Origin of the sequence: Pseudarthrobacter sulfonivorans, from assembly GCF_024391045.1 — a bacterium.
Classification (GTDB): domain Bacteria; phylum Actinomycetota; class Actinomycetes; order Actinomycetales; family Micrococcaceae; genus Arthrobacter; species Arthrobacter sulfonivorans_B.
In genome coordinates this window covers 183,421-203,860 of sequence record NZ_JANFCZ010000001.1, presented here as the reverse complement: position 1 = coordinate 203,860, position 20,440 = coordinate 183,421, and the positions used below count along the sequence as shown (strand labels likewise).

The 20,440-nt window shown below is 65.5% G+C and carries 18 protein-coding genes; 12 read left to right on the top strand and 6 right to left on the bottom strand.

From position 1 onward, the window contains the following. The first annotated feature begins 40 nt into the window (after positions 1-40). Positions 41-739, top strand: coding sequence for a TIGR03089 family protein (locus tag NQJ30_RS00940; RefSeq protein WP_255767853.1), 699 nt, complete (start codon positions 41-43; stop codon positions 737-739). A gap of 81 nt (positions 740-820) precedes the next feature. On the opposite strand, the gene NQJ30_RS00935 is transcribed toward NQJ30_RS00940, so the two are convergent. After that, positions 821-1,426, bottom strand: a complete 606-nt coding sequence (locus NQJ30_RS00935; protein ID WP_255767852.1) for a GtrA family protein — start codon at positions 1,424-1,426, stop codon at positions 821-823. Positions 1,427-1,597: 171 nt separating this feature from the next. On the opposite strand from NQJ30_RS00935, the gene NQJ30_RS00930 reads away from it, so the two are divergent. The 4 genes from NQJ30_RS00930 (at position 1,598) to manA (ending at position 6,376) form a co-directional block, all read left to right on the top strand. Then, complete coding sequence (locus tag NQJ30_RS00930; protein WP_255767851.1) at positions 1,598-2,794, top strand: 5-(carboxyamino)imidazole ribonucleotide synthase; 1,197 nt, start codon at positions 1,598-1,600, stop codon at positions 2,792-2,794. Continuing rightward, the gene (purE, locus tag NQJ30_RS00925; protein ID WP_255767850.1) at positions 2,791-3,384 is read left to right on the top strand and encodes a 5-(carboxyamino)imidazole ribonucleotide mutase; all 594 of its coding nucleotides are present in this window, start codon (positions 2,791-2,793) and stop codon (positions 3,382-3,384) included. Before NQJ30_RS00930 ends, purE begins: the two co-directional genes overlap by 4 nt. 11 nt (positions 3,385-3,395) lie before the next feature. Next, positions 3,396-5,045 carry an LCP family protein gene (locus tag NQJ30_RS00920; RefSeq protein WP_255767849.1) on the top strand — a complete coding sequence of 550 codons (1,650 nt, stop codon included), beginning with the start codon at positions 3,396-3,398 and terminating at the stop codon, positions 5,043-5,045. Between the two features lie 68 nt (positions 5,046-5,113). Beyond that, a complete protein-coding gene (manA, locus tag NQJ30_RS00915) occupies positions 5,114-6,376 on the top strand; it encodes a mannose-6-phosphate isomerase, class I (protein WP_255767848.1) in 1,263 nt (420 codons plus the stop codon). A 78-nt stretch (positions 6,377-6,454) separates the two neighbouring features. Here the strand turns inward: manA and NQJ30_RS00910 are convergent, their stop codons facing one another. Then, positions 6,455-7,549 carry a lipid II:glycine glycyltransferase FemX gene (locus tag NQJ30_RS00910; RefSeq protein ID WP_255767847.1) on the bottom strand — a complete coding sequence of 365 codons (1,095 nt, stop codon included), beginning with the start codon at positions 7,547-7,549 and terminating at the stop codon, positions 6,455-6,457. A gap of 151 nt (positions 7,550-7,700) precedes the next feature. Beyond that, positions 7,701-8,723 carry a class II fructose-bisphosphatase gene (gene glpX / locus NQJ30_RS00905; protein ID WP_255767930.1) on the bottom strand — a complete coding sequence of 341 codons (1,023 nt, stop codon included), beginning with the start codon at positions 8,721-8,723 and terminating at the stop codon, positions 7,701-7,703. A 218-nt stretch (positions 8,724-8,941) separates the two neighbouring features. Between glpX and NQJ30_RS00900 the strand changes: the two genes are divergently transcribed. From NQJ30_RS00900 to NQJ30_RS00880, 5 genes are all read left to right on the top strand, one after another. Continuing rightward, positions 8,942-9,622 (top strand): DUF4245 domain-containing protein, encoded by a 681-nt coding sequence (locus NQJ30_RS00900; protein ID WP_255767929.1) that lies wholly within the window; start codon positions 8,942-8,944, stop codon positions 9,620-9,622. A 9-nt stretch (positions 9,623-9,631) separates the two neighbouring features. Further along, the gene (locus tag NQJ30_RS00895; RefSeq protein WP_255767846.1) at positions 9,632-10,246 is read left to right on the top strand and encodes a carbonic anhydrase; all 615 of its coding nucleotides are present in this window, start codon (positions 9,632-9,634) and stop codon (positions 10,244-10,246) included. A 76-nt stretch (positions 10,247-10,322) separates the two neighbouring features. Continuing rightward, positions 10,323-11,750, top strand: a complete 1,428-nt coding sequence (locus NQJ30_RS00890) for a class II fumarate hydratase (RefSeq protein ID WP_255767845.1) — start codon at positions 10,323-10,325, stop codon at positions 11,748-11,750. A 130-nt stretch (positions 11,751-11,880) separates the two neighbouring features. After that, positions 11,881-12,540, top strand: coding sequence for a TetR family transcriptional regulator (locus NQJ30_RS00885; protein WP_255767844.1), 660 nt, complete (start codon positions 11,881-11,883; stop codon positions 12,538-12,540). After that, positions 12,537-14,261, top strand: coding sequence for an MDR family MFS transporter (locus tag NQJ30_RS00880; protein ID WP_255767843.1), 1,725 nt, complete (start codon positions 12,537-12,539; stop codon positions 14,259-14,261). The genes NQJ30_RS00885 and NQJ30_RS00880 overlap by 4 nt, the downstream gene beginning before the upstream one ends. Before the next feature lie 278 nt (positions 14,262-14,539). Here NQJ30_RS00880 and NQJ30_RS00875 read toward each other — a convergent pair whose 3' ends face one another. Continuing rightward, complete coding sequence (locus NQJ30_RS00875) at positions 14,540-16,348, bottom strand: HNH endonuclease signature motif containing protein (protein WP_255767842.1); 1,809 nt, start codon at positions 16,346-16,348, stop codon at positions 14,540-14,542. Between the two features lie 162 nt (positions 16,349-16,510). Then, positions 16,511-17,065: a prepilin peptidase gene (locus NQJ30_RS00870; protein ID WP_255767841.1), complete on the bottom strand. Its 555-nt coding sequence runs from the start codon at positions 17,063-17,065 to the stop codon at positions 16,511-16,513. Between the two features lie 59 nt (positions 17,066-17,124). On the opposite strand from NQJ30_RS00870, the gene NQJ30_RS00865 reads away from it, so the two are divergent. Then, on the top strand, positions 17,125-17,919 hold the full coding sequence (locus NQJ30_RS00865) for a hypothetical protein (protein WP_255767840.1): 795 nt from the start codon (positions 17,125-17,127) through the stop codon (positions 17,917-17,919). Between the two features lie 49 nt (positions 17,920-17,968). Then, positions 17,969-18,616 carry a GNAT family N-acetyltransferase gene (locus NQJ30_RS00860; RefSeq protein ID WP_255767839.1) on the top strand — a complete coding sequence of 216 codons (648 nt, stop codon included), beginning with the start codon at positions 17,969-17,971 and terminating at the stop codon, positions 18,614-18,616. 166 nt (positions 18,617-18,782) lie between these two features. Here the strand turns inward: NQJ30_RS00860 and NQJ30_RS00855 are convergent, their stop codons facing one another. Next, positions 18,783-20,207: a PhoH family protein gene (locus NQJ30_RS00855; RefSeq protein ID WP_255767838.1), complete on the bottom strand. Its 1,425-nt coding sequence runs from the start codon at positions 20,205-20,207 to the stop codon at positions 18,783-18,785. Between the last annotated feature and the right edge of the window lie 233 nt (positions 20,208-20,440).

Sequence of the window (20,440 nt, the reverse complement as noted above, 5' to 3'; positions counted from 1 at the left end):
GCATCCGGGGCGCCTGGGGCACCCGTGGCAAGATGGTCCCATGAGCATCCCGGCGATCAAACTGATGACCACCCTGCGTTCCGGCCATGCCACCTCGCCCCGGCTCACCTGGTACGGGCCGGACTCGGAGCGGGTGGAACTCTCCGGCCGGGTCCTGGACAACTGGGTCGCCAAAACCGGCAACCTCCTCCAGGACGAGCTGGACGCCGAGCCGGGGATGCGGCTGGGCCTCGACCTCCCCGTCCACTGGAAATCACTGATTTGGGCCCTGGCCGCCTGGCAGCTCGGCATGGAGACAGTCCTTGACAGGGGCGAGGCTGATTTGCTGGTCACCGACAACCCGGAAAGCGGAGCAGGAAAGTACGACGCCGTCATCGCGGTCGCGCTGCCCGCGCTGGCCATGCGGTGGCCGGGAGAGCTCCCTGCCGGAGTCATCGACTACGCAGCGGAGGTGCGTTCCCATGGCGACGTTTTTATGGCCCACTCCGATCCGTCCGCGTCCGGATACGCCATCGCTGACCATGAGGGGACGCGTCACCTCCATCAGGACCTGCTGACCGGTTTTTCCGCTCCGCATGATGAGGGGGTGAGGCTTCTGGTCACGGCCTCGGACGGTTTGGAGGCAGCGCTGTCCAACTCCCTCGGTGCCTGGCACAACGGGGGCTCAGTGGTACTGGTTCACCCCGATGTGCAGCTGACCGAGCAGCTTTTGGCTGCCGAACGCGTCCAGGGAAGCTAGTGGTCCCGACGCAGGCCGGGGCACTGCACCCGCCGCGGACCTAGTTCCGCAGGAAATGCTGGTGCAGCTGCAGGGGCCTGCTTAATTCGGCTGCCGCGCACTGCCGGAGGCGTCCTGGTCAGGAACTTCCGAGCCTGGGGCGCCGGCCGGTGTGGCTCGCCCGCCATGGACGGTGGCTGCCACGGCTTTGTCCCGGTGGTGCGCTTCCACGATCTCGTGGTCGTGGGAGAACTCCGGCTCCTGGTCCAGTTCCTGGTTGAAGACAAGGAACCGGTAGGCGAAGAATCGGACCACCGTGGCTACCAGGATGCCCACAACACCCGCGGAGAACAGCAGGTTCTTGTCGGTCACGTTGAACGAATATTTCGCCAGGGCCGTGAACCCCGTTGAGATGCCGATCCCGATGCCGTTGATGAGGATGAACATCAGGAATTCGCGCAGCACGTTTGCCTGCCGACGATGCCGGAAGGTCCACAGCCGGTTCGCGATCCAGGAAAAGACAGTTGCGATGCTCGCACCGACGAAGCGGGCCTTGGCTTCACTGTCCGTCATGGGGCCGTGCATCAGGTAGTACGTCATGCCGTTGTCAATGACGAACGCCACACCGCCAACGGCTCCGAACTTGGCTACCTCGCGCCAAAACAGCGAGGCGAGTCCCCGGATACGATCTGCGAGTGAGTTAATCATGACCCTCCATGGCCGTCCGATCTGTGGGCCACACGGCCGGAGGTCCATTTTAGCCCCCAAAGCTGGGAACCAGCCTGTCGTCAGGGTTGCCGGCAGCCCGATTACCCCGTTTATGGGCCTCGTGGCGCCCGAAAGCCGGGATCCGGCGACCTTTTCTGTAGGCTGGCCTATGTGACTTTTCCAGTAATCGGCGTGGTTGGCGGCGGCCAACTCGCGCGCATGATGGCCCCCGCCGCCACCGCCCTTGGTTTCGAACTGCGTGTACTCGCCGAAGCTGACGACGTCTCAGCCGTCTCAGCTGTCGCCACGTCACCGGTGGGCGACTACAAGGACCTCCAGACGCTCCTCGACTTCGCGGACGGCCTGGACGTCATGACGTTCGATCACGAACATGTCCCCAACGACCACCTGCGCGAACTTCTTGCCGCCGGCGTCAACGTCCAGCCCGGCCCCGATGCGCTGGTCAACGCCCAGGACAAACTGGTGATGCGGGCAGCCATCGACAGGCTGGGCTTGCCCAACCCGGCCTGGGCCGAGGTGGCCGACGCCGCCGCACTGGTGGAATTCGGCAACAGGATCGGCTGGCCGGTTGTCCTCAAAATGCCCCGCGGCGGGTACGACGGGAAGGGCGTGCGGATTATCGACTCGCCCGACGACGCAGCTGCGGCCGCTCCGTGGTTCGAGGCCATGAGCCCGCTCCTCGCCGAAGCAAAAGTTGAATTCAGCCGCGAACTCTCCGCCTTGGTTGCACGGACCCCGGGCGGCGAAGCGCGGGCGTGGCCGGTGGTGCACACCATCCAGGTGGACGGCGTCTGCGACGAAGTCATTGCGCCCGCCCTGGGCATTCCCCTGGAGGTTGCGGCCGCAGCCGAAGACGCGGCCCTGCGGATCGCCAGCGAGCTCGGCGTCACCGGCGTCATGGCCGCCGAGCTCTTCGAAACACCCGGAACCGGCGCCGGCTTCCTCATCAACGAGCTCGCCATGCGGCCGCACAACACGGGCCACTGGACCCAGGACGGTTCGGTCACCAGCCAGTTTGAACAGCATTTGCGGGCAGTCCTGGATCTTCCGCTGGGCGCCACCGACGTCCTGGGCCCGGTTGTTGTGATGAAGAATTTCCTCGGCGGCGACAACCAGGATCTGTTCTCTGCCTACCCTGCCGCCCTTGCAAGCGAGCCGGCCGCCAAGGTCCACTGCTACGGCAAGTCGGTGCGCCCGGGCCGCAAGATCGGCCACGTCAACCTGGTTGGAGACTCCACTGATGATGTGGACTCGGTGCGGCGGCGCGCCACCCGGGTGGCAGCCATCATCCGGGACGGCCGGGTCCCGGCCGACAATTCAGCACGGACTTCCGAGGAGAGCGCATGAGCATCGAAACCACCCCCGGTTCCGGGACCGCAGAGGCCGGCACCGGCCCCCTGGTCGGGCTTGTGATGGGTTCGGATTCGGACTGGCCGGTGATGGAAGCCGCTGCCGATGCCCTGGCTGAGTTCGGCATTCCATTTGAGGCCGACGTGGTGTCCGCCCACCGGATGCCCACAGAAATGATCCGCTACGGGCAGACCGCCCACGAACGTGGCCTGCGCGTCATCATCGCGGGTGCCGGCGGGGCGGCCCACCTCCCGGGCATGCTGGCAAGCGTGACTCCCCTGCCTGTCATTGGCGTCCCGGTCCCGTTGAAAACCCTGGACGGAATGGATTCCCTGCTGTCCATCGTGCAGATGCCGGCCGGCGTACCGGTAGCCACCGTGTCCATAGCCGGCGCCCGCAACGCGGGGCTGCTGGCCGTCCGCATCCTCGCCTCCGGCACGGATGCGTTGGCCTCAACGCTGCGGGCCGACCTCGTGGACTTCGCCCAGGAGCTCAATGATGCCGCCACCCGCAAGGGAGCCAACCTCAGGCAGAAAGTCAGCGAAGTTTTCTCCGACGGCAATGGCGTCCTCCGGGGCAGCCGCTAGGTACGCCGAACATGTCCAGAAGCGATTCGCGGCAGCACCCTGCCCCCGGCACGGTCATGACCGACCCCGTACGGTATCCGTCCGGCGCCTCGTCCCCGGTCCGGACCAAGCGGGCCTTTGTCCTGCTGCTGATGACCCTCCTGGTGCCCGGAAGCGCACAGATTGTGGCTGGCGACCGTAAACTCGGCCGGATCGCCCTGCGGGTCACCCTGGGCGTCTGGGTGGCGCTGGTGGCGGCAGTGTTGCTGCTGGTCCTCGACCGCACCCTCCTGATCAATGTCATCACCAACCCCTTCGCTTCGCTGCTGATCATCGTTCTCCTGGTGGCACTCGCCGTCGGGTGGGCGTTGCTCTTTGTCAACACCCTGCGGATCATCAAACCGGTCCTCCTTGCACCCGGGGCGCGTCCCGCCGTCGTGATTTCGCTTGTCATGGCCCTGGTCCTCAGCAGCGGCACATTGGGTTACGCCGCTTACCTGCTCAACGTGGGCCGCAACGCCATCGGCAACATCTTTTCGGGCGGACCAGCGATCGATCCCGTGGACGGCCGCTACAACTTCCTGATGATGGGCGGTGACGCCGGCGATGACCGCACGGGCCGGCGACCGGACAGCCTGTCCGTCCTCAGCGTGGACGCCAAGTCCGGCAAGACCGCCATCATCTCCGTGCCGCGCAACCTCCAGAACGCCCAGTTCAGCGAGGGGTCCCCCATGCGCAAGATCTACCCCGACGGCTACAACTGCGGCGACGAATGCCTGATCAACGCCATCAATACCGAAGTGACTAATGAGCACACCGATCTCTACCCCGGCGTGGCGGATCCCGGTGCACAGGCCACCCTCGAAGCAGTCTCCGGGACGCTGGGCCTTAAGGTCCAGGCCTATGTCCTGGTGGATATGGCGGGCTTCGCCAAACTCATTGACGCCATGGGCGGCATCAAGATCAAGGCCGGAGGCTGGGTCCCGATGAGCGGCTTCTTCGACGAAGCGACCCGCACCCATGGCATGCCGCTAGGCTGGATTCCCGCCGGTGAACAAACACTCGATGGCGAGCATGCACTGTGGTACGGGCGGTCCCGCGAATACGTCGACGACTACTCCCGGATCCAGCGGCAGCAGTGCGTCCAGCAGGCCATGCTGAAGCAGCTGGACCCGGCCACCCTGCTGTCCAAATTCGAGGACATCGCCAACGCAGGCACCAAAGTGGTGGAATCCAACATCTCTTCGTCCCAGCTCGGCAGCTTTGTGGATCTAGCCATGAAGGCCAAGGGGCAGGACATCCGGCGGCTCACCATCGGTCCGCCCGACTTCGACCCATCGTTTTCCACGGTGCCTGACTTCGACGTCATCCACAACAAGGTGGACCAGCTCCTAGCAGCAGCCTCGGGACCCCAGGCTGCCGCGCCCGTCGACGGCATGGTGCAGGCGCCCCCGGCAGCCGGAACCCTGCAGGCATCCGCACCGCTGCAGCCTGTTGCCGGTCAGGGAGCCGGCGGGCATTCGCAGCAAACCCCACCGCCGTCGTCGGACTTCACTCCGGTGACCACAACGCCCGACGGCGAACCGATCACCGCGGAGCTGCTGAACCAGCTCAAGCGCGCCGGTAACGAAGAAGCCATCCGCGAACTCGTGGCCACCAATGGCCAGTGCGCGCCGTTGTAGGGCCGCCGCCCCGCCCTGCCTCACAAGACACCCTCTGAAGAGCTGAATACTAAGGAATGGACCCGGCCGTGTACGAACTTGAAAACGCCCTCCGAGACTATGCCTGGGGATCCAGAACAGCCATCGCCGAGCTTTTGGGACGCCCCGTCTCCGGCGGTCCGGAAGCTGAATTGTGGATCGGTGCACACCCCGGCGCACCGTCAGTGGCCCGCCGTGCTGACGGCTCGGAAACACCGCTGGATGCGTTGATTGCCTCGGATCCTGAACACTTCCTCGGCAGCGAATCGGTGGCCGAATTCGGGCCGCGGCTGCCGTTCCTCGCCAAGGTCCTGGCAGCGGCCCAGCCTTTGTCGCTCCAGGTCCACCCGAGCATCGAGCAGGCCAAGGAAGGCTTTGCACGGGAAAATGCGGCGGGAATCGCCCAGGACGCGGCCAACCGGAATTACCGTGATGACAACCACAAGCCGGAGATGATCTTCGCGCTGACGCCCTTTGAATCGCTCTGCGGCTTCCGGGATCCTGCCGCCACCAGGAAGATCCTGGCCCACATTGGCACCTGTTTCGGCCAGACCGAAGTGCCGCCCCTGGTCACCGAACTGCTGCAGTTCCTGGAAAACCCGGATGAGGGTGCAGGCCTGCGGGCCGCGTTCGAACGCCTGATCCAGGGCGGCGACGACGTCCCGCCGGCCACGGCGACGGTGGCTGCTGCCCTGAGCGCCGAAGGCGCCTCGCTGGCGCCGTACCAGAAGGAATTGAGCACGGTCGTCGACCTCCATGAGCAGTACCCGGGTGACCCCGGCGTGCTGATCTCGCTGCTGCTCAACCGCATCTCGCTCGCCCCGGGTGAAGCTGTCTACCTGCCCGAGGGCAAGATCCATGCATACCTCTCCGGCCTCGGAGTGGAAGTCATGGCGTCCTCCGATAACGTCCTTCGGGGCGGGCTGACCCCCAAATTCATTGACGTGCCCGAACTCCTGCGCACCGTCGACTTCACGTCCGTGCAGGTCCCGATGCTGAACCGGGAAATTTCCGGACTGGGCCAGGAACTGTACCGCCCCCCGTTCCGGGAGTTCCAGCTTCAGCGGATCGAGCTGGCCCCGGGCGCGGCACCGGTCCCGCTCGCCCAGTCAGGCGCCGTCGTTGTGCTTGTGGTGGAAGGCGCCGTGTACCTCGACTCGCCCAAGGGTGACCTGCAGCTGGCCCGCGGCGGCAGTGCGTTCCTGGCCGCCTCCGAAGCTCCGGTCAACGTCCATGCTGTCACGGGTGCAACGGGAACAGCCGTTGCCTTCGCCGTCACCACCGGAGTTCCTGCCGCTGGCTCAGGCTCCTAGCGAGGGGGCCCGGCGAGCCAGGCCCCGAAGCGGGCTTCTGGCCATGGCCTCAGGGCCGGGTAATTCGGGCTCGGGCTCTTAGCGCCGGGTAAGCCGGCCCAGGACCTGGCGGGCGGCGGGCACGGCCTTGCGCGCCGCCGGAAGTGCGCCCTGGAGGCCACGGCGGGCAGCCGGCAGGGCCTTCCGGGCAGCCTGGAGCCCCTTGCGGGCGGCCGGCATGGCCCGCGCGTACACGGGGTAGAGCGGTGAAAGCGGCTTCTCCCAGGTTCCGATCAGCATGTTCTCGTGCTTGGCAAACTGCTTCTTGAAGTCGGAGATGCCGTCGTTGAGCAAACCGTTGAAGTCGTAGCGGCCGCAGCCGTCCTCACGCATGGCGCGCAGCGCAGCCCACTTAACGCCGTAGTTCACCCGCTGTTTCTGCCCCTCGGCCGAGACCCCGCCGTAGAGCTCAAACGCCGTTGCCCCGCTGCGGGACAGCCACACGAAAGCCAGCAACCGGTCGCCGTCGAAAGCTCCGATGATGGGCGACCCCTCCCCCATATTGGCGAAGATGTCCCGGTAGTACTGATCCTCATGGATCCCGAACCCTGCGCGGGCCGCCGTTTCGTGGTAGATGCCCAGCACCTGCTCAAGCTCTCCGGCGGTCTGCACTTTCCGGAACTCCACATCGCTGCGCATCGCCTTGCGGATATTGGCGCGCGTGGACTTGGACATGTCCGCCATGAGCTCATCATCAGTCCTGGTCAGGTCCAGAATGAGGGTGCGCGGGATCAGGACCGTGTTGGAGCTTGGTTTGAAGCCTGCTGCGGCCACCGCAGCGGCAAAGGGTGAATCGGCGTCCCAGTCGGGCTCGATGCTCAGCGCAACGCCGCGGTGGCGGGCCGCAGCGTATCCGGCCAGCGCTTCGAGGACGGCGGTGGTGTTTTCGGCGGAGCACATGGGTCCGCGCGGCACATAGACCAGCGCCCGGAAAGGCAACGGCAGCTTCCGTACCAGCAACTGCGCGCAGCCGCGGATTTCATCACCGTCCGTGACCAGGACACGGTCCACGGACCAGCCATGCATGGCCTTGGTCTCACCCCAGCCCCAAAGTTGCTGCGGATGTCCCTGAAACCGGTCAACGTAATCATCCCAGACGGCGCGGTCAGAACAGGTCACAACGGCAAGACTCATGAATTCCACCTTATACCAACGCCTTCCAACGAAAGGTCCCGGCTCTGGGAGCAACCGGCCCGGGAACGAGGCTTAAAGCAGGGAAGCGCCCCACCGCTGCTGCAGTGTGGCGCTTCCCTCGCGGTGGCATGTCGCTCGCCGTGGCGTTGAGTTAGTTCTTGCGGGCGTAGCCTTCCCATTTGCTGGCCTGGTGCTCGCCTTCAACAAAGCGGATGGTGCCCGACTTGGAGCGCATCACGATGGACTGCGTCAGGACCTTGTCCTTGGAGTAGCGGACGCCCCTGAGGAGGTCGCCGTCGGTGATGCCAGTGGCCGCGAAGTAGCAGTTGTCGCTGGATACGAGGTCGTTGGTGGACAGCACGCGGTCCAGGTCGTGGCCGGCGTCGATGGCCTTCTGCTTCTCGTCATCGCTGGTGGGCCACAGCCGGCCCTGGATCACGCCGCCGAGGGACTTGATGGCGCAGGCGGCAACGATGCCTTCCGGGGTGCCGCCGATTCCCATGAGTGCGTCAACACCGGTGCCGGAGCGGGCTGCGGCGATGGCACCGGCGACGTCGCCGTCCATGATGAACTTGGTGCGGGCGCCGGCCTCGCGGATTTCCTCAACCAGCGGACGGTGGCGGTCACGGTCCAGGATCATGACGTTGAGCTGGTTGACCTTGACGCCCTTCGCCTTGGCGATTAAATGCAGGTTCTGCTTCACCGGGAGGCGCAGGTCGACCATGTCGGCGGCCTCGGGGCCGGTGACAAGCTTCTCCATGTAGAACACGGCGGACGGATCGAACATGGAGCCGCGCTCAGCCACCGCGAGGACGGCGAGCGCGTTGTTGATGCCCAGGGCGGTGAGCCGGGTGCCATCGATCGGGTCCACAGCAACGTCGCACTCGGGACCGGTGCCGTCACCAACGTGTTCGCCGTTGAAAAGCATGGGGGCTTCATCTTTTTCACCTTCACCGATGACCACAACGCCATTGAAGTGGACGGTCTGGAGGAAAGAGCGCATGGCGTCGACGGCGGCGCCGTCAGCCTTGTTCTTGTCCCCGAAACCAACCCAGTGGCCACCCGCGATGGCGGCGGCTTCGGTGACGCGGACGAGCTCAAGGGCAAGGTTGCGGTCCGGCTCGTCGATACCCACAGCAAGTGAGGGGGAGAGCGTGGAGTACTGCTGGGTCATAGGCGTTGCTGGCACGTGAACCTCTTCTTCGAGTGGCGATCATTGGACCCGCTCAGCCGGATTCAGCCGAGCGGTGATTCCTCTGCTACTGATCATAGTCGTGGCGCCACCCCCGGGCGCTGGCATGACGCCTCCGCGCAACATGGGCTACCGGCAGGTTGCGGTTCGCCGAATGTGAGATGGGCACGTGGATGGGCGACTATAGAGGGGTGAGCGAAATGCAGGAAAAGACAAGCCCCGGGACAGATCCCTCGGACCCCGGACGCACCGGACAGGACACGCCTGACGGCGACGGGCCCGCCGTAAAGCCCGTCATCCCGGCCGCGGCGGCCAAACGGGCCAACGCCTCAGTGATCGGGATGATCGTTGCGCTGGTGGTCAGCATCGGGGCGTTCCTGCCCATCGTTCTGATGAATCCGCTTCCCAAAAGCGACGGGTTCCGCCCGGACATCAACGTCAGCGCCGTAGCCGCGAATGCTGCCGATGTGGCGGGATTCACACCGGCCGCCCCGGATACGGCCAACGCCTTCAAGCCAAACTACGCACGCTGGGAGTCCGGGAGCGGCAGCGGAGTGCCCACCTGGGAGGTGGGCTACATCACCCCCAAGGACGCCTTCATCGGCCTGGTCCAGACCCGGCAGTCCAACCCCACCTGGCTGCTGCAGCAGACCAAAAGTGCCCCCGTCACCGGGACGCGCGACGCCGGCGGCCACCCCTGGGAACTCCGGGACGCCGGCAAAGGTGAAAAGAGTATGATCCTGGAGTACCGCGGAACCACCGTTGTGCTCACCGGGACGGCGCAACTGGACGAATTCGCCGTCCTGGCCGACGCCGTCGTGAAATCCATGGACAGCAATCCCGCCGTAACGGTTTCACCGTCGGCCAGCCCTGCACCGTAAAATAGGCCGGTGGCTACATACCTAACTCCTGCCCTCGCCTGGCGCCGGCTGCGCGAAGGCAACGAACGTTTTGTCAACGGCGAATCTTCGCATCCGAACCAGGACGCGTCGCGCCGGTCGTCGCTGGTGGAGAACCAGCACCCGTTCGCCGTCATTTTCGGCTGCTCCGATTCACGGCTGGCGGCCGAAATTATTTTCGACCTTGGCCTCGGGGACGCTTTCGTGGTGCGAACGGCGGGGCAGGTAATTGACGACGCCGTCCTGGGCTCCTTGGAGTACAGCATCAGTGTGTTGGGGGTACCGCTGATCGTGGTGCTGGGGCACGACAGCTGCGGTGCCGTGACCGCAACGAAATCCGCGGTGGAAACCGGCGAGATGCCGGTCGGCTTCATGCGGGACCTCGTGGAGCGGATCACTCCGTCGGTGCTGACCTCCCTGCGGAACGACCAGCACGAGATCAATGAGATGGTGGTGGAGCACACCAAGCAGACCTCGCAACGGCTGGTGGACAGCTCCCGTGTGATCGCCGACGCAGTCGACGAGGGCCGCGCCGCCGTGATCGGCCTCAAATACAGCCTGAAGCACGGCCGGGCCAAGTTGGTTTCGGGCATCGGCGAGGTCTAAGCCCGCAGCGGGACAGGGTGCGTAGCATGCGGTTCCCGGTTTCAGCCCGGGGCGCACCTCGTCCTAAGCTAGCCCCATGACTTCCACTGAAGAATTCCGCATTGAACACGACACGATGGGCGAAGTCCGCGTCCCCGTGAACGCCCTGTACCGTGCACAGACGCAGCGTGCAGTTGAGAACTTCCCCATCTCCGGCAAGACCCTGGAACGCACTCACATCGAGGCGCTGGCCCGGGTCAAGAAGGCTGCGGCGCAGGCCAACGCTGAACTTGGGGTGCTCGACGGCGAGCTGGCCAAGGCAATTGCCGAGGCTGCCGATGAGGTAGCCGCGGGCAAGTACGACGGCGACTTCCCGATCGACGTTTTCCAGACCGGCTCCGGCACGTCGTCGAACATGAACACCAACGAGGTCCTGGCAGAACTGGCGACGCGTGCGCTGAAGGCAGCGGGCAGCGACAAGGTGGTCCACCCGAACGACCACGTCAACGCCTCGCAGTCCTCCAACGACGTCTTCCCCACCTCGGTTCACGTAGCTGCCACCTCGGCGCTGATCAACGACCTCATCCCGGCCCTCGGCTACCTGGCCGAGTCCCTGGAGCGCAAGGCCGTTGAGTTCAAGGACGTGGTCAAGTCCGGCCGCACCCACCTGATGGACGCCACCCCCGTGACCCTCGGCCAGGAATTCGGCGGCTACGCAGCGCAGGTCCGCTACGGCATCGAGCGCATCAACGCCTCCCTCCCCCGCGTGGCTGAGGTACCCCTTGGCGGTACGGCCGTCGGCACCGGCATCAACACCCCCGCAGGCTTCCCGGAGCGCGTCATCGAACTCCTCGCCACGGACACCGGCCTGCCGCTGACCGAAGCCCGCGACCACTTCGAGGCCCAGGCCAACCGCGACGGCCTCATCGAAGCCTCCAGCCAGCTGCGGAACATCGCGATCTCCTTCATGAAGATCAACAACGACCTCCGCTGGATGGGTTCCGGCCCCAACACCGGCCTCGGCGAAATCGCCATCCCGGACCTGCAGCCCGGCTCCTCGATCATGCCCGGCAAGGTCAACCCCGTCATCTGCGAGGCGTCCATCATGGTTTGCGCCCAGGTCATCGGCAACGACACCGCCATCGCCTGGTCCGGCACCAACGGGGCCTTCGAGCTGAACGTGGGCATCCCGGTCATGGCATCCAACCTCCTCGAGTCCGTCCGCCTGCTGGCCAACACCAGCCGCGTCATGGCGGACAAGATGATCGACGGCATCACCGCCAACGTTGAGCGTGCCCTCTTCCTGGCCGAGGCATCCCCGTCCATCGTCACACCGCTGAACAAGTACATCGGCTACGAGAACGCCGCCAAGATCGCCAAAACGGCCGTCGCCGAGGGCCTCACCGTCCGCCAGGCTACGGAGAAGCTCGGTTTCGTCGGCGAAGGCGAAGGCAAGGTCACGGAAGCGGACCTGGACAAGGCGCTGGACGTCACCACCATGACGGCTCCGGCGCACAAGGCTTAGCCTTTCCGGGCGCCTAAAACGCATTACGACGGCGGCCAGTCACCTTCATCCGAAGGTGACTGGCCGCCGGTGGTTAAGGACACACTCCAGAATTTTGCACTCCTAATACTTGAGTGCAAAACTTTACTCCGTGACTAATAGTGCAGAAACCGACGGTGGGCTTCGGGAGCGCAAACGCCGGCAGACCCGCCAGGCACTGACCGCAGCCGCCCGCGCCCTGACGGCCGCGCGAGGACTCAACGGCTTCACAGTGGAGGAAGTCTGCGAGGCGGTGGGTATCTCCCGGCGCACGTTCTTCAACTACTTCCCAGCCAAGGAAGACGCCATCCTCGGCCACCACGACGATGAGCACCCCGATGAGCTGATAGCCGCGTTCATGGCGGGCGGCGGAGAGCCGGGCACCATCTCTGCTTCCCTGCTGCCGGACCTCATCCAGCTCACCCTGGACATCTGGGCTGCCAAGGTCGATTCCGAGTCAGCAACCGACGTCCGCCAGCTCATTGCAGCCATCAAAAAAGAACCCCAGCTGGTGGCGAAGATCGCCGGAGTCAGCGTTGAGCGGGCGGCCGCTTCACGCCAGATCGTGGCCCAGCGCGAGGGTGTCGCGCCCGACCACCCAGTGGTGGTCATGGCTGTCACCATGATCGGCGCAATCGCCAACCACGCGCACGAAACGTATTTCTCGCCGTCGAACACCCGCGACTTCCGCGACATCCTCCTCGAGGATGCCCACGCCCTCAAAACACTCCTTGCGCAAAATCTGCCAGACACCCCCAAAGGAACACCATGACCACCACCACCGGTCCCCAACCGGCAGCCGCACAGCTGCTTCTGACCCAGAAACGCATCTGGATCATCTTCTCGGCGCTGATCGCCGGGATGCTGCTCTCCAGCCTCGACCAGACCATCGTCTCCACGGCCATGCCCACCATCGTGGGCAAGCTCGGCGGTGTGGAACACCAGGCCTGGATCACCACCGCGTACCTGCTGGCCACGACCATCGTGATGCCCATCTACGGCAAGTTCGGTGACGTCCTGGGCCGGCGCAACCTCTTCCTCGTCGCCATCGCCCTGTTTACGCTCGCCTCAGTGGGCTGCGCCCTGGCTACCGATTTCTGGGGCTTTGTCATCTTCCGGGCCATCCAGGGCCTGGGCGGCGGCGGGTTGATGATCCTGTCACAAGCCATCATCGCTGACATCGTGCCGGCCAAGGACCGCGGCAAGTACATGGGCCCGCTGGGAGCGATCTTCGGGCTCTCTGCCGTTGCCGGCCCGCTGCTTGGCGGTTTCTTTGTGGACCACCTGACCTGGGAATGGGCCTTCTACATCAACATCCCCATCGGCCTCGCGGCGTTTGCCGTTGCCTGGTTCACCCTGACCCTGCCGAACAAAAAGGCCGAGAAGCGAATCGATGTCCTGGGCGTTCTCCTCCTGTCGGCCGCCACCACCTGCCTGATCTTCTTCACCGACTTCGGCGGCAAGAAGGACGAAGGCTGGGACTCCCCCCTCACGTGGGCCTTCGGTGCAGGACTCGTGCTGTGCGCCGCAGCCTTCGTGATGGTGGAACGGCGTGCCGAGGACCCCATTATTCCGCTGAGCCTGTTCCGCAACCGAATCTTCATCAACGCCACGGCCATCGGCTTCACCCTGGGCCTGGGCATGTTCTCGGCCATCGCGTTTGTCCCCACGTTCCTGCAGATGTCGTCCGGTACCTCCGCCGCGGAATCCGGCCTTCTGATGCTGCCCATGATGGTGGGCCTGATGGGAACGTCCATCTACTCCGGCATCAGGATCTCCAAAACCGGGAAGTACAAGATGTTCCCCATCCTGGGCGCAGCCTTCACGATGGCCGCAATGCTGTGGATGACCACCCTGACTGCGGCCACCCCGATCTGGGTCATTTGTCTGCAGCTGTTCGTCTTCGGCGCCGGTCTTGGCCTGATCATGCAGGTCATCGTCCTGGTGGTCCAGAATTCCGTCCCCGCGGACCAGATCGGCACAGCCACCAGCACCAACAACTACTTCCGCGAAGTTGGCGCCGCGATGGGCGTGGCAGTCTTTGGTGCCATCTTCACCAACAGGCTCGCCGAATCCCTCACGAACGCGTTCACCGGCGCCGGGGCATCCGCGGCTCAGGCATCCCAGTCCACCCGTTCACTGGACCCTCAGGCTCTAAGTCAGCTTCCGGAACAGCTCCGGGACGCCATCGTCAATGCCTACGCTGAGTCGCTGGCACCCGTGTTCTGGTACCTCATCCCCTTCATTGCCGTGGCCCTGCTGCTGGCTATCACACTGAAGCAGATACCTCTCTCGGACACCGCCGGCATGGTGGCCCGTGGTGAGGCCGTGGGCGGCGAAGAGGCGGACCGGCTGGAGGCCGAGCGCTTGCAGGGCCTGCGCAGGGACAAGCTGGGCAATGCCGAGAATACAGGTGCCCCGGAAGGGACGGTCCCTGACGGCGACCCGGAGAGCCTTGAAAGGGACGGCGAGCTGGCTTCCCAGCGATCCTGATCTCAGCGTTCTCCGGGCCCGTCCTCTGAGCCGGAACGACCCCGGTTTCTCGGCAATTCCGGCTTCCGGTCCCCCGGTCTCAACACAAGCTTGGACCGGCAGACTGGCTGGCCATCTACAGCCGGACACCGGCGAGCCGCTGGATGTTTCCTCCGGCAAATGTTTCATGAAGGGCCCGCAGGGGTGCCGCAATATTGGGGGTTGCGGCGCCCCTGTTTTGTTATCCAACATCCACCTTTGTCTTCCGGTCTCCATCCAGACTGGTTCGTGAAGTCCCCTTATGGATCCGGACTTGGGCGTGCGTCCACAGCACCGGGCTGACGCCCTCCGCCCGGCCCGGCTGACCCGGCGGGCTCGCCCAAGCTGCCTAGCCCGACTGACCCGCCTGGCCCGGCTGACCCGACGGTCTCGCCCAAGCTGCCTAGCCCGACTGTCCCGCCCGGCCCGGCTGACCCGACGGGCTCGGCTGACCCGCCCGGCTCGGCATGGCGGCCAGACACAACGGGGCCGCCAGAACGGGTCGGCTCGCCCAAGTCGGCGGGCCAGGTGGGTGGTTCCCAGTCGGGTGGTTCGCTTTGGTACTGGCGTCCGGAGGGTGAGATCCAGCCGGGTGGTGTGTCTTGGGTGGGTTCGGTGGGTGTCCAGGCGGTGGTGTGGCGGAGCCTGTGGTGGCGGCGGCAGGGCTGGCCAAGGTTTGAGACCCCGGTGGTCCCGCCGTCGGCCCACGCGAGGATATGGTCAGCTTCGTTATCCAGGGACTGGTTAGTACAGCCGGGGAAGGGGCATCGCCCGTCGCGGAGCCTGAGCCATTGGCGTTGGGCTTTGGTGACCCGGTAGCTGGACCGGCCGATCTCCAACGGTGCCCCGTCACGGGGGTCGATCAGGACCCGGTGGAAGGAGTCTGCGCCGTCGGCGATCAGTCGCCGGGCCATGGACGGCGGGATCGGCCCGTACCCGTCCAGCATCGCCGGTTCCTCCGTCACTCCCAGCAAAGCCATCACCGGGACCGTGATCAGCACCTGCGCCCGCGGCGACGGCACACCAGCACCCCCACCGGCGCCGGCGCCCGGGCCGGGGCCACTGCCCGGGCCGGCGGATCCGCCAGCCAACCCATCAGCGCCAATGCCGGCCCGCATAGCGGACAGGCCGTCCGCGGCCCCGTTGAGCGGAGCTGTCTGGTTTGGGTTTTCTCCGGTGATGTTCTCGACGTCGGAGGTGCAGGTCCCGCCCAGGAGCCAGGTTGCTGCGTTGTCGGCGCGGAGCTGGGTGAGGGTGCGGTCCTCGCCCGGGCCCTGCATAGCCCGCGCGGCGGCGGTGGTCCGCTCCCAGATCCCCGACGCGGTATCGGCCGGCAGATAGGCCGAGAGCCACGCCATCCCGTCCCGGTCCGGGGCAAACACCACCCGCCGGTCCGCCACACATTTGGCATAACGCTTTTCGATACTCACCGGATGGTGCCGCTCCCGCCACAGCCGCGCCCTGGCCCGGAACCGGCCGGGAACCAGTTCCCCGACCGGACAACCCCGCGCCGGGCCCACCGCATCCGGGCCCAAAAAGTGCGCTTCCAACGCCTGCGCACCCTCGGGCCCGAGGCTGCTGGCCTCGTCCACCATGATCCGGGCATGCTGCCACGACACCGCCCCGGCCTCCAACGCCGCCATCGTCAACGGCAGGGCCGTGGTCAGCTCCCGGGCCTCCACCAGCAGCCCCGCGGCCGCCGGTTCACCCACGGTCAACACCCCCGCCAACTCCGCAACCAGCGACATCTCCTGCACGCTCCGCTCCTGCAGCGACATCCCCGGCGCCGCCAAAGACCGCGCCAGTTCCGCACACCGGGCCACCTCCCGCACCCTCCGGGCCGCCAACCGTGCCTCCGCACCACGGATCTCCGCCAACGAATTCAGGCAGTCGTCATAGTCCCGACGCAACAGATCTACATCACAGGGTCCCAGCGCGGGCGACGACCCTGCGCCTTCCGCATGGCGCAGAACAGGCACTTCCGGCGCGACGTTCGGGCCCGCAACGCTACCCGAAGCCCCAAGGACGGCGTTCGCATCCGCCGCTTCGTCCACCGCTATGCCCTCCATACGTCAAGCATCACAGCGGGCCCCGGCGTCAGCACCTAAGCGGGTTGCCTATGTGGATAAATGGCCCATATGGATACGTGGAGCACCTGGAGCGGGAGACACCGGGCGGGGTCCACGATGGGCTGCTGCGAGGCAGTATCAGGCTTGTCAGATCAGGCCGGTTCAGGCCGGCAGCAGCATGGCGGCGGCCGCCCCGGCGAGCATGAACGGGCCGAAAGGGATGGCCGACTTCAGTGTGCCGCGCCGTGCTGCCAGCAGTGCCAAGGACCAGAGCCCGCCCAGCAGGAAGGCCGCGAATGTGCCTGCAAACACGTGCCCCCAGCCGAGGTAGCCCAAGTACATCCCCAAGACGCCTGCGAGCTTGACGTCACCGAAGCCCATGCCCGGCGGGTACACCAACCTCAAGACAAAGTAGAAGAGCCAAAGGACCGCTCCCCCGGCCACGATCCGAAGGGCAGGAACGCCCAGGAGTTCAGCGCCGCCGTCGGACATTCCTGGCGTGGCGCCGGAGGCAACAACGTGCACGATGGCAGCGGTAAGCAGCAGGACTCCCGCCACGCCGTAGGACGGAAACACAATGCGGTTCGGCAGCAGATGGTGGCGGACGTCAATTATCGTCAGCCGTGCCGCCATGACCAGGAAATAGGCACAGGCCGCCAGCACCAGCCAGAACGCCAGCGGAGTGGCGTCCCATAGTCCATCGAGTCGTCGAATCACCCCTCGGATGCTACTGGATTTCGGCGTGGCAGCGGAGGGCCCACGCGTAAACTGTGGATATGTCGACCTGGGACACGAGGCGCCGGCCGGACCCGGAAAGCAGTGCAGCGTCCACAGACCTGACGGCGACGTTCCGCAACCTGTGCCGATCTTCCCCCTGGAAATGGCAATCCCTTCGGTTCGAGTACTGGGATGAGCCCTTTGCCGAGGCACCCGACCCGGCGGCACCGCTGATCCGGGCTTGGCTCCGCCGGCCCGGCGCGCTGCGGCTGGAAACCGCCGACGGTCTTGTCCTCCACAGCACCACCGGGATCAACGATTCGCGAGACGGGCTGTACGTCAGTTCCACCCGGAAGTCCTGGCTGTTGCCGCCGCACCTGGTGGCCCCCGTATACGACGACGCCGGCCTGGTCAGGCGCCGACCCGAGGCCGCCTATGGCGAACCGGACTTCGGCAACGGCCGCTTCTCGGCCGCGCTGGATCCTGTAGAGCTCGCCGGCAAGGCTCCGGCTCCGTTGGAATTCCCGGGGTCGAACCCGGTCGATGTGCAGAGTGTGCGCCGCGTCGAGCATCATGGCCGGCCCTCGTTGGAGGCAAGAGTCTCGCCAACTGCCTCCTACCGGCCCACGGATCCAAGTGCCCCGCTCTGCCTGGCCGGCAGCAACCGGGTGCGGATCGATCTTGAGACGGGCGTTTGTGTCGCCAGCCAGTCGTTGGAGGACGCCTCACAGGATCATGGCCATTGGATCCGCATCATGGCCGTTGACGAGTACATGCTGGACGACCTCTTCCTCGCCCAGTCAATGAACCTGACAGACGTCCGCCGCCACATCAGTTGGGACATCCGGACCTGAACGGTTCGTATGACAGGCAGTACCTCCAGCCCTCGGTTAGGCTTCGCTGATGACTGCGCTAACCTCCATCTGGCCCCTGTCCGGGCTCACGCTGACCACACCCAGGCTGATACTGCGCCCCATCACAGACGACGACATACCTGCTGCTGCCGCGGCGGCCGCGAGCGGCATCCATGACCCGGGCCGGAACCCCTTCAGCAACCCGTGGACGGAACTTCCGGCGGACACGCTGGGCACCAACATGGCCCAGTGGTACTGGCGCTGCCGCGGGCAAGCCACTCCCGAGGACTGGACCCTGCTGCTGGGAATCTGGCATGAGGGCCGGTTCGTCGGCTGCCAGGACATCGGCGCCAAGGATTTCGCAACCCTCAGGACCGTCAGCACCGGCTCCTGGCTCACCCAGTCCGTGCAGGGCCGGGGCCTGGGCACGGAGATGCGTGCCGCCGTCGTCCTGTGGGCCTTCGACTGGCTGGGCGCCGAAGTGGCCGAATCGGAAGCCGCAGCCTGGAACGCCGCCTCCCTGGGCGTGTCGCGTGCCCTAGGCTACGAACTCAACGGCACCACCCGAAAAGCCTGGGGCAACAAAGCAGTGGACGTCCAAAAAGTCCGCGTCACCCCGGAAACCCTCGAGCGCCCCGACTGGACCCTCCAAGTAAAAGGCCACGAAGCCGCAGCCAGATTCCTCGGGGCTGGCTAGGCACTCAAGTCGGGTTACGGTCCTTCTCGTAGGAGCGCATCGCCGACCAAAGCGGCGCGGAGGTCGCGCAGCGACCGCAGCAGAGCGGCGGGAGGTGTCTAAGCGACGGAGAAGGGCCGTGGCCCGACGAACGGAACCACGGCCCTCACAGGCGAACCGGTGCGGCTTAGATCTCCGCCCCCTCCAGGAGTTCAGTCACCAGGGCCGCGATCGGTGAACGCTCCGAGCGGGTCAGGGTGATGTGGCCGAAGAGAGGGTGTCCCTTGAGGGTTTCGACGACGGCAGCGATGCCGTCGTGCCGGCCGACGCGGAGATTGTCGCGCTGGGCGACGTCGTGGGTAAGGACGATCTTCGAGTTCTGGCCGATGCGGCTCATCACGGTGAGGAGGACGTTCTTCTCCAGTGACTGGGCCTCATCAACGATCACAAAGGCGTCGTGCAGCGAGCGGCCGCGGATGTGCGTCAGCGGCATGACTTCCAGCATGCCGCGGTCCATCACTTCTTCCACGACTTCCTGGCTGACCAGCGCGCCCAGGGTGTCGAAGACGGCCTGCGCCCACGGATTCATCTTTTCGGACTCGGAGCCGGGCAGGTAGCCGAGTTCCTGGCCGCCCACGGCGTAGAGCGGGCGGAACACGATCACCTTGCGGTGCTCGCGGCGCTCCAGCACCGCTTCCAGGCCCGCGCAGAGGGCGAGGGCGGACTTGCCGGTGCCTGCCCGGCCGCCGATGGACACAATGCCGACGGCGGGATCCATCAGCATGTCGATGGCCAGCCGCTGCTCGGCCGACCGGCCGTGCAGCCCGAACACATCCCGGTCACCCTTGACGAGCCGGACCTGCTTGTCGGCGCCAACCCGGCCCAGCGCCGAACCGCGGTTGGAGAGGAGCACCAGGCCGGTGTTGACCGGCATTTCCGCAGCTGCGGGGATGAAGACCGGCTCGTGGCCGTACAGGGTGTTGACTTCGTCCTCGCTGGCTTCCACCTCGGCAATGCCTGTCCACCCGGAATCCTGCACCAGTTCGTTGCGGTATTCGTCCGCGGTCAGCCCCATGGCCGAAGCCTTGACCCGCATCGGCAGGTCCTTCGACACCACCGTGACGTTCCGGCCTTCATTGGCCAGGTTCTTCGCTACGGCCAGGATGCGGCTGTCGTTGTCGCCGCTGCGGAACCCGAGGGGAAGCACATCGGCGGAGATGTGGTTCAGCTCCACCATCAGGGTACCGCCGCTATCGCCAAGGGGAATGGGCTGGCTCAGGCCGCCGTGCTTCACCCGAAGATCGTCGAGCAACCGGAGGGCCTTGCGGGCAAAGTAGCCCAGCTCGGGGTCGTGCCGTTTCCCCTCAAGTTCCGTGATGACAACGATGGGGACGATGACCTCGTGTTCTGCGAAGCGCAGCAGTGCGCGCGGGTCCGAGAGCAGGACGGAGGTGTCAATGACGAAGCTGCTGATGGTGGCATCCCTTTCGGAGACAGCAAAACCGGCCGCAGCTTTTTTGGCCGCACCGGTTTTTGTGGTGGCTCGCGTGGTGCGAGAGGTAGCTTTCTGTCCCTCGGAAACGACCTCGGGCAGTTGTTCAGAAATAGCCACATCGACTCCAGCCCCGGGCACATGCCCGGAATTGTTATTGGTGAGGCGGTTCGGCCTGAAGGCCGGACTCGGCCTCCCCTACAACCGGTGCGAAAATCCGCTCCATGTGCTGGCCTCCCCGAACAGCCGGCGTTTTTGCCTGCTGATGTTTACAACGTAAATCCACACGAAGTAATTTCCCGAATCTTGAGTCGGCGATTCCTGTTGCCAGCATGTGAATTCCAGATTAACCC

Excerpts from the sequence above, each read along its gene's own strand:
- NQJ30_RS00940 (WP_255767853.1), top strand. The coding sequence starts at position 41 with ATGAGCATCCCGGCGATCAAACTGATGACCACCCTGCGTTCCGGCCAT.
- NQJ30_RS00935 (WP_255767852.1), bottom strand. The coding sequence starts at position 1,426 with ATGATTAACTCACTCGCAGATCGTATCCGGGGACTCGCCTCGCTGTTT.
- purE (WP_255767850.1), top strand. The coding sequence starts at position 2,791 with ATGAGCATCGAAACCACCCCCGGTTCCGGGACCGCAGAGGCCGGCACC.
- NQJ30_RS00920 (WP_255767849.1), top strand. The coding sequence starts at position 3,396 with ATGTCCAGAAGCGATTCGCGGCAGCACCCTGCCCCCGGCACGGTCATG.
- NQJ30_RS00910 (WP_255767847.1), bottom strand. The coding sequence starts at position 7,549 with ATGAGTCTTGCCGTTGTGACCTGTTCTGACCGCGCCGTCTGGGATGAT.
- glpX (WP_255767930.1), bottom strand. The coding sequence starts at position 8,723 with ATGACCCAGCAGTACTCCACGCTCTCCCCCTCACTTGCTGTGGGTATC.
- NQJ30_RS00900 (WP_255767929.1), top strand. The coding sequence starts at position 8,942 with ATGCAGGAAAAGACAAGCCCCGGGACAGATCCCTCGGACCCCGGACGC.
- NQJ30_RS00890 (WP_255767845.1), top strand. The coding sequence starts at position 10,323 with ATGACTTCCACTGAAGAATTCCGCATTGAACACGACACGATGGGCGAA.
- NQJ30_RS00880 (WP_255767843.1), top strand. The coding sequence starts at position 12,537 with ATGACCACCACCACCGGTCCCCAACCGGCAGCCGCACAGCTGCTTCTG.
- NQJ30_RS00875 (WP_255767842.1), bottom strand. The coding sequence starts at position 16,348 with ATGGAGGGCATAGCGGTGGACGAAGCGGCGGATGCGAACGCCGTCCTT.
- NQJ30_RS00865 (WP_255767840.1), top strand. The coding sequence starts at position 17,125 with ATGTCGACCTGGGACACGAGGCGCCGGCCGGACCCGGAAAGCAGTGCA.
- NQJ30_RS00860 (WP_255767839.1), top strand. The coding sequence starts at position 17,969 with ATGACTGCGCTAACCTCCATCTGGCCCCTGTCCGGGCTCACGCTGACC.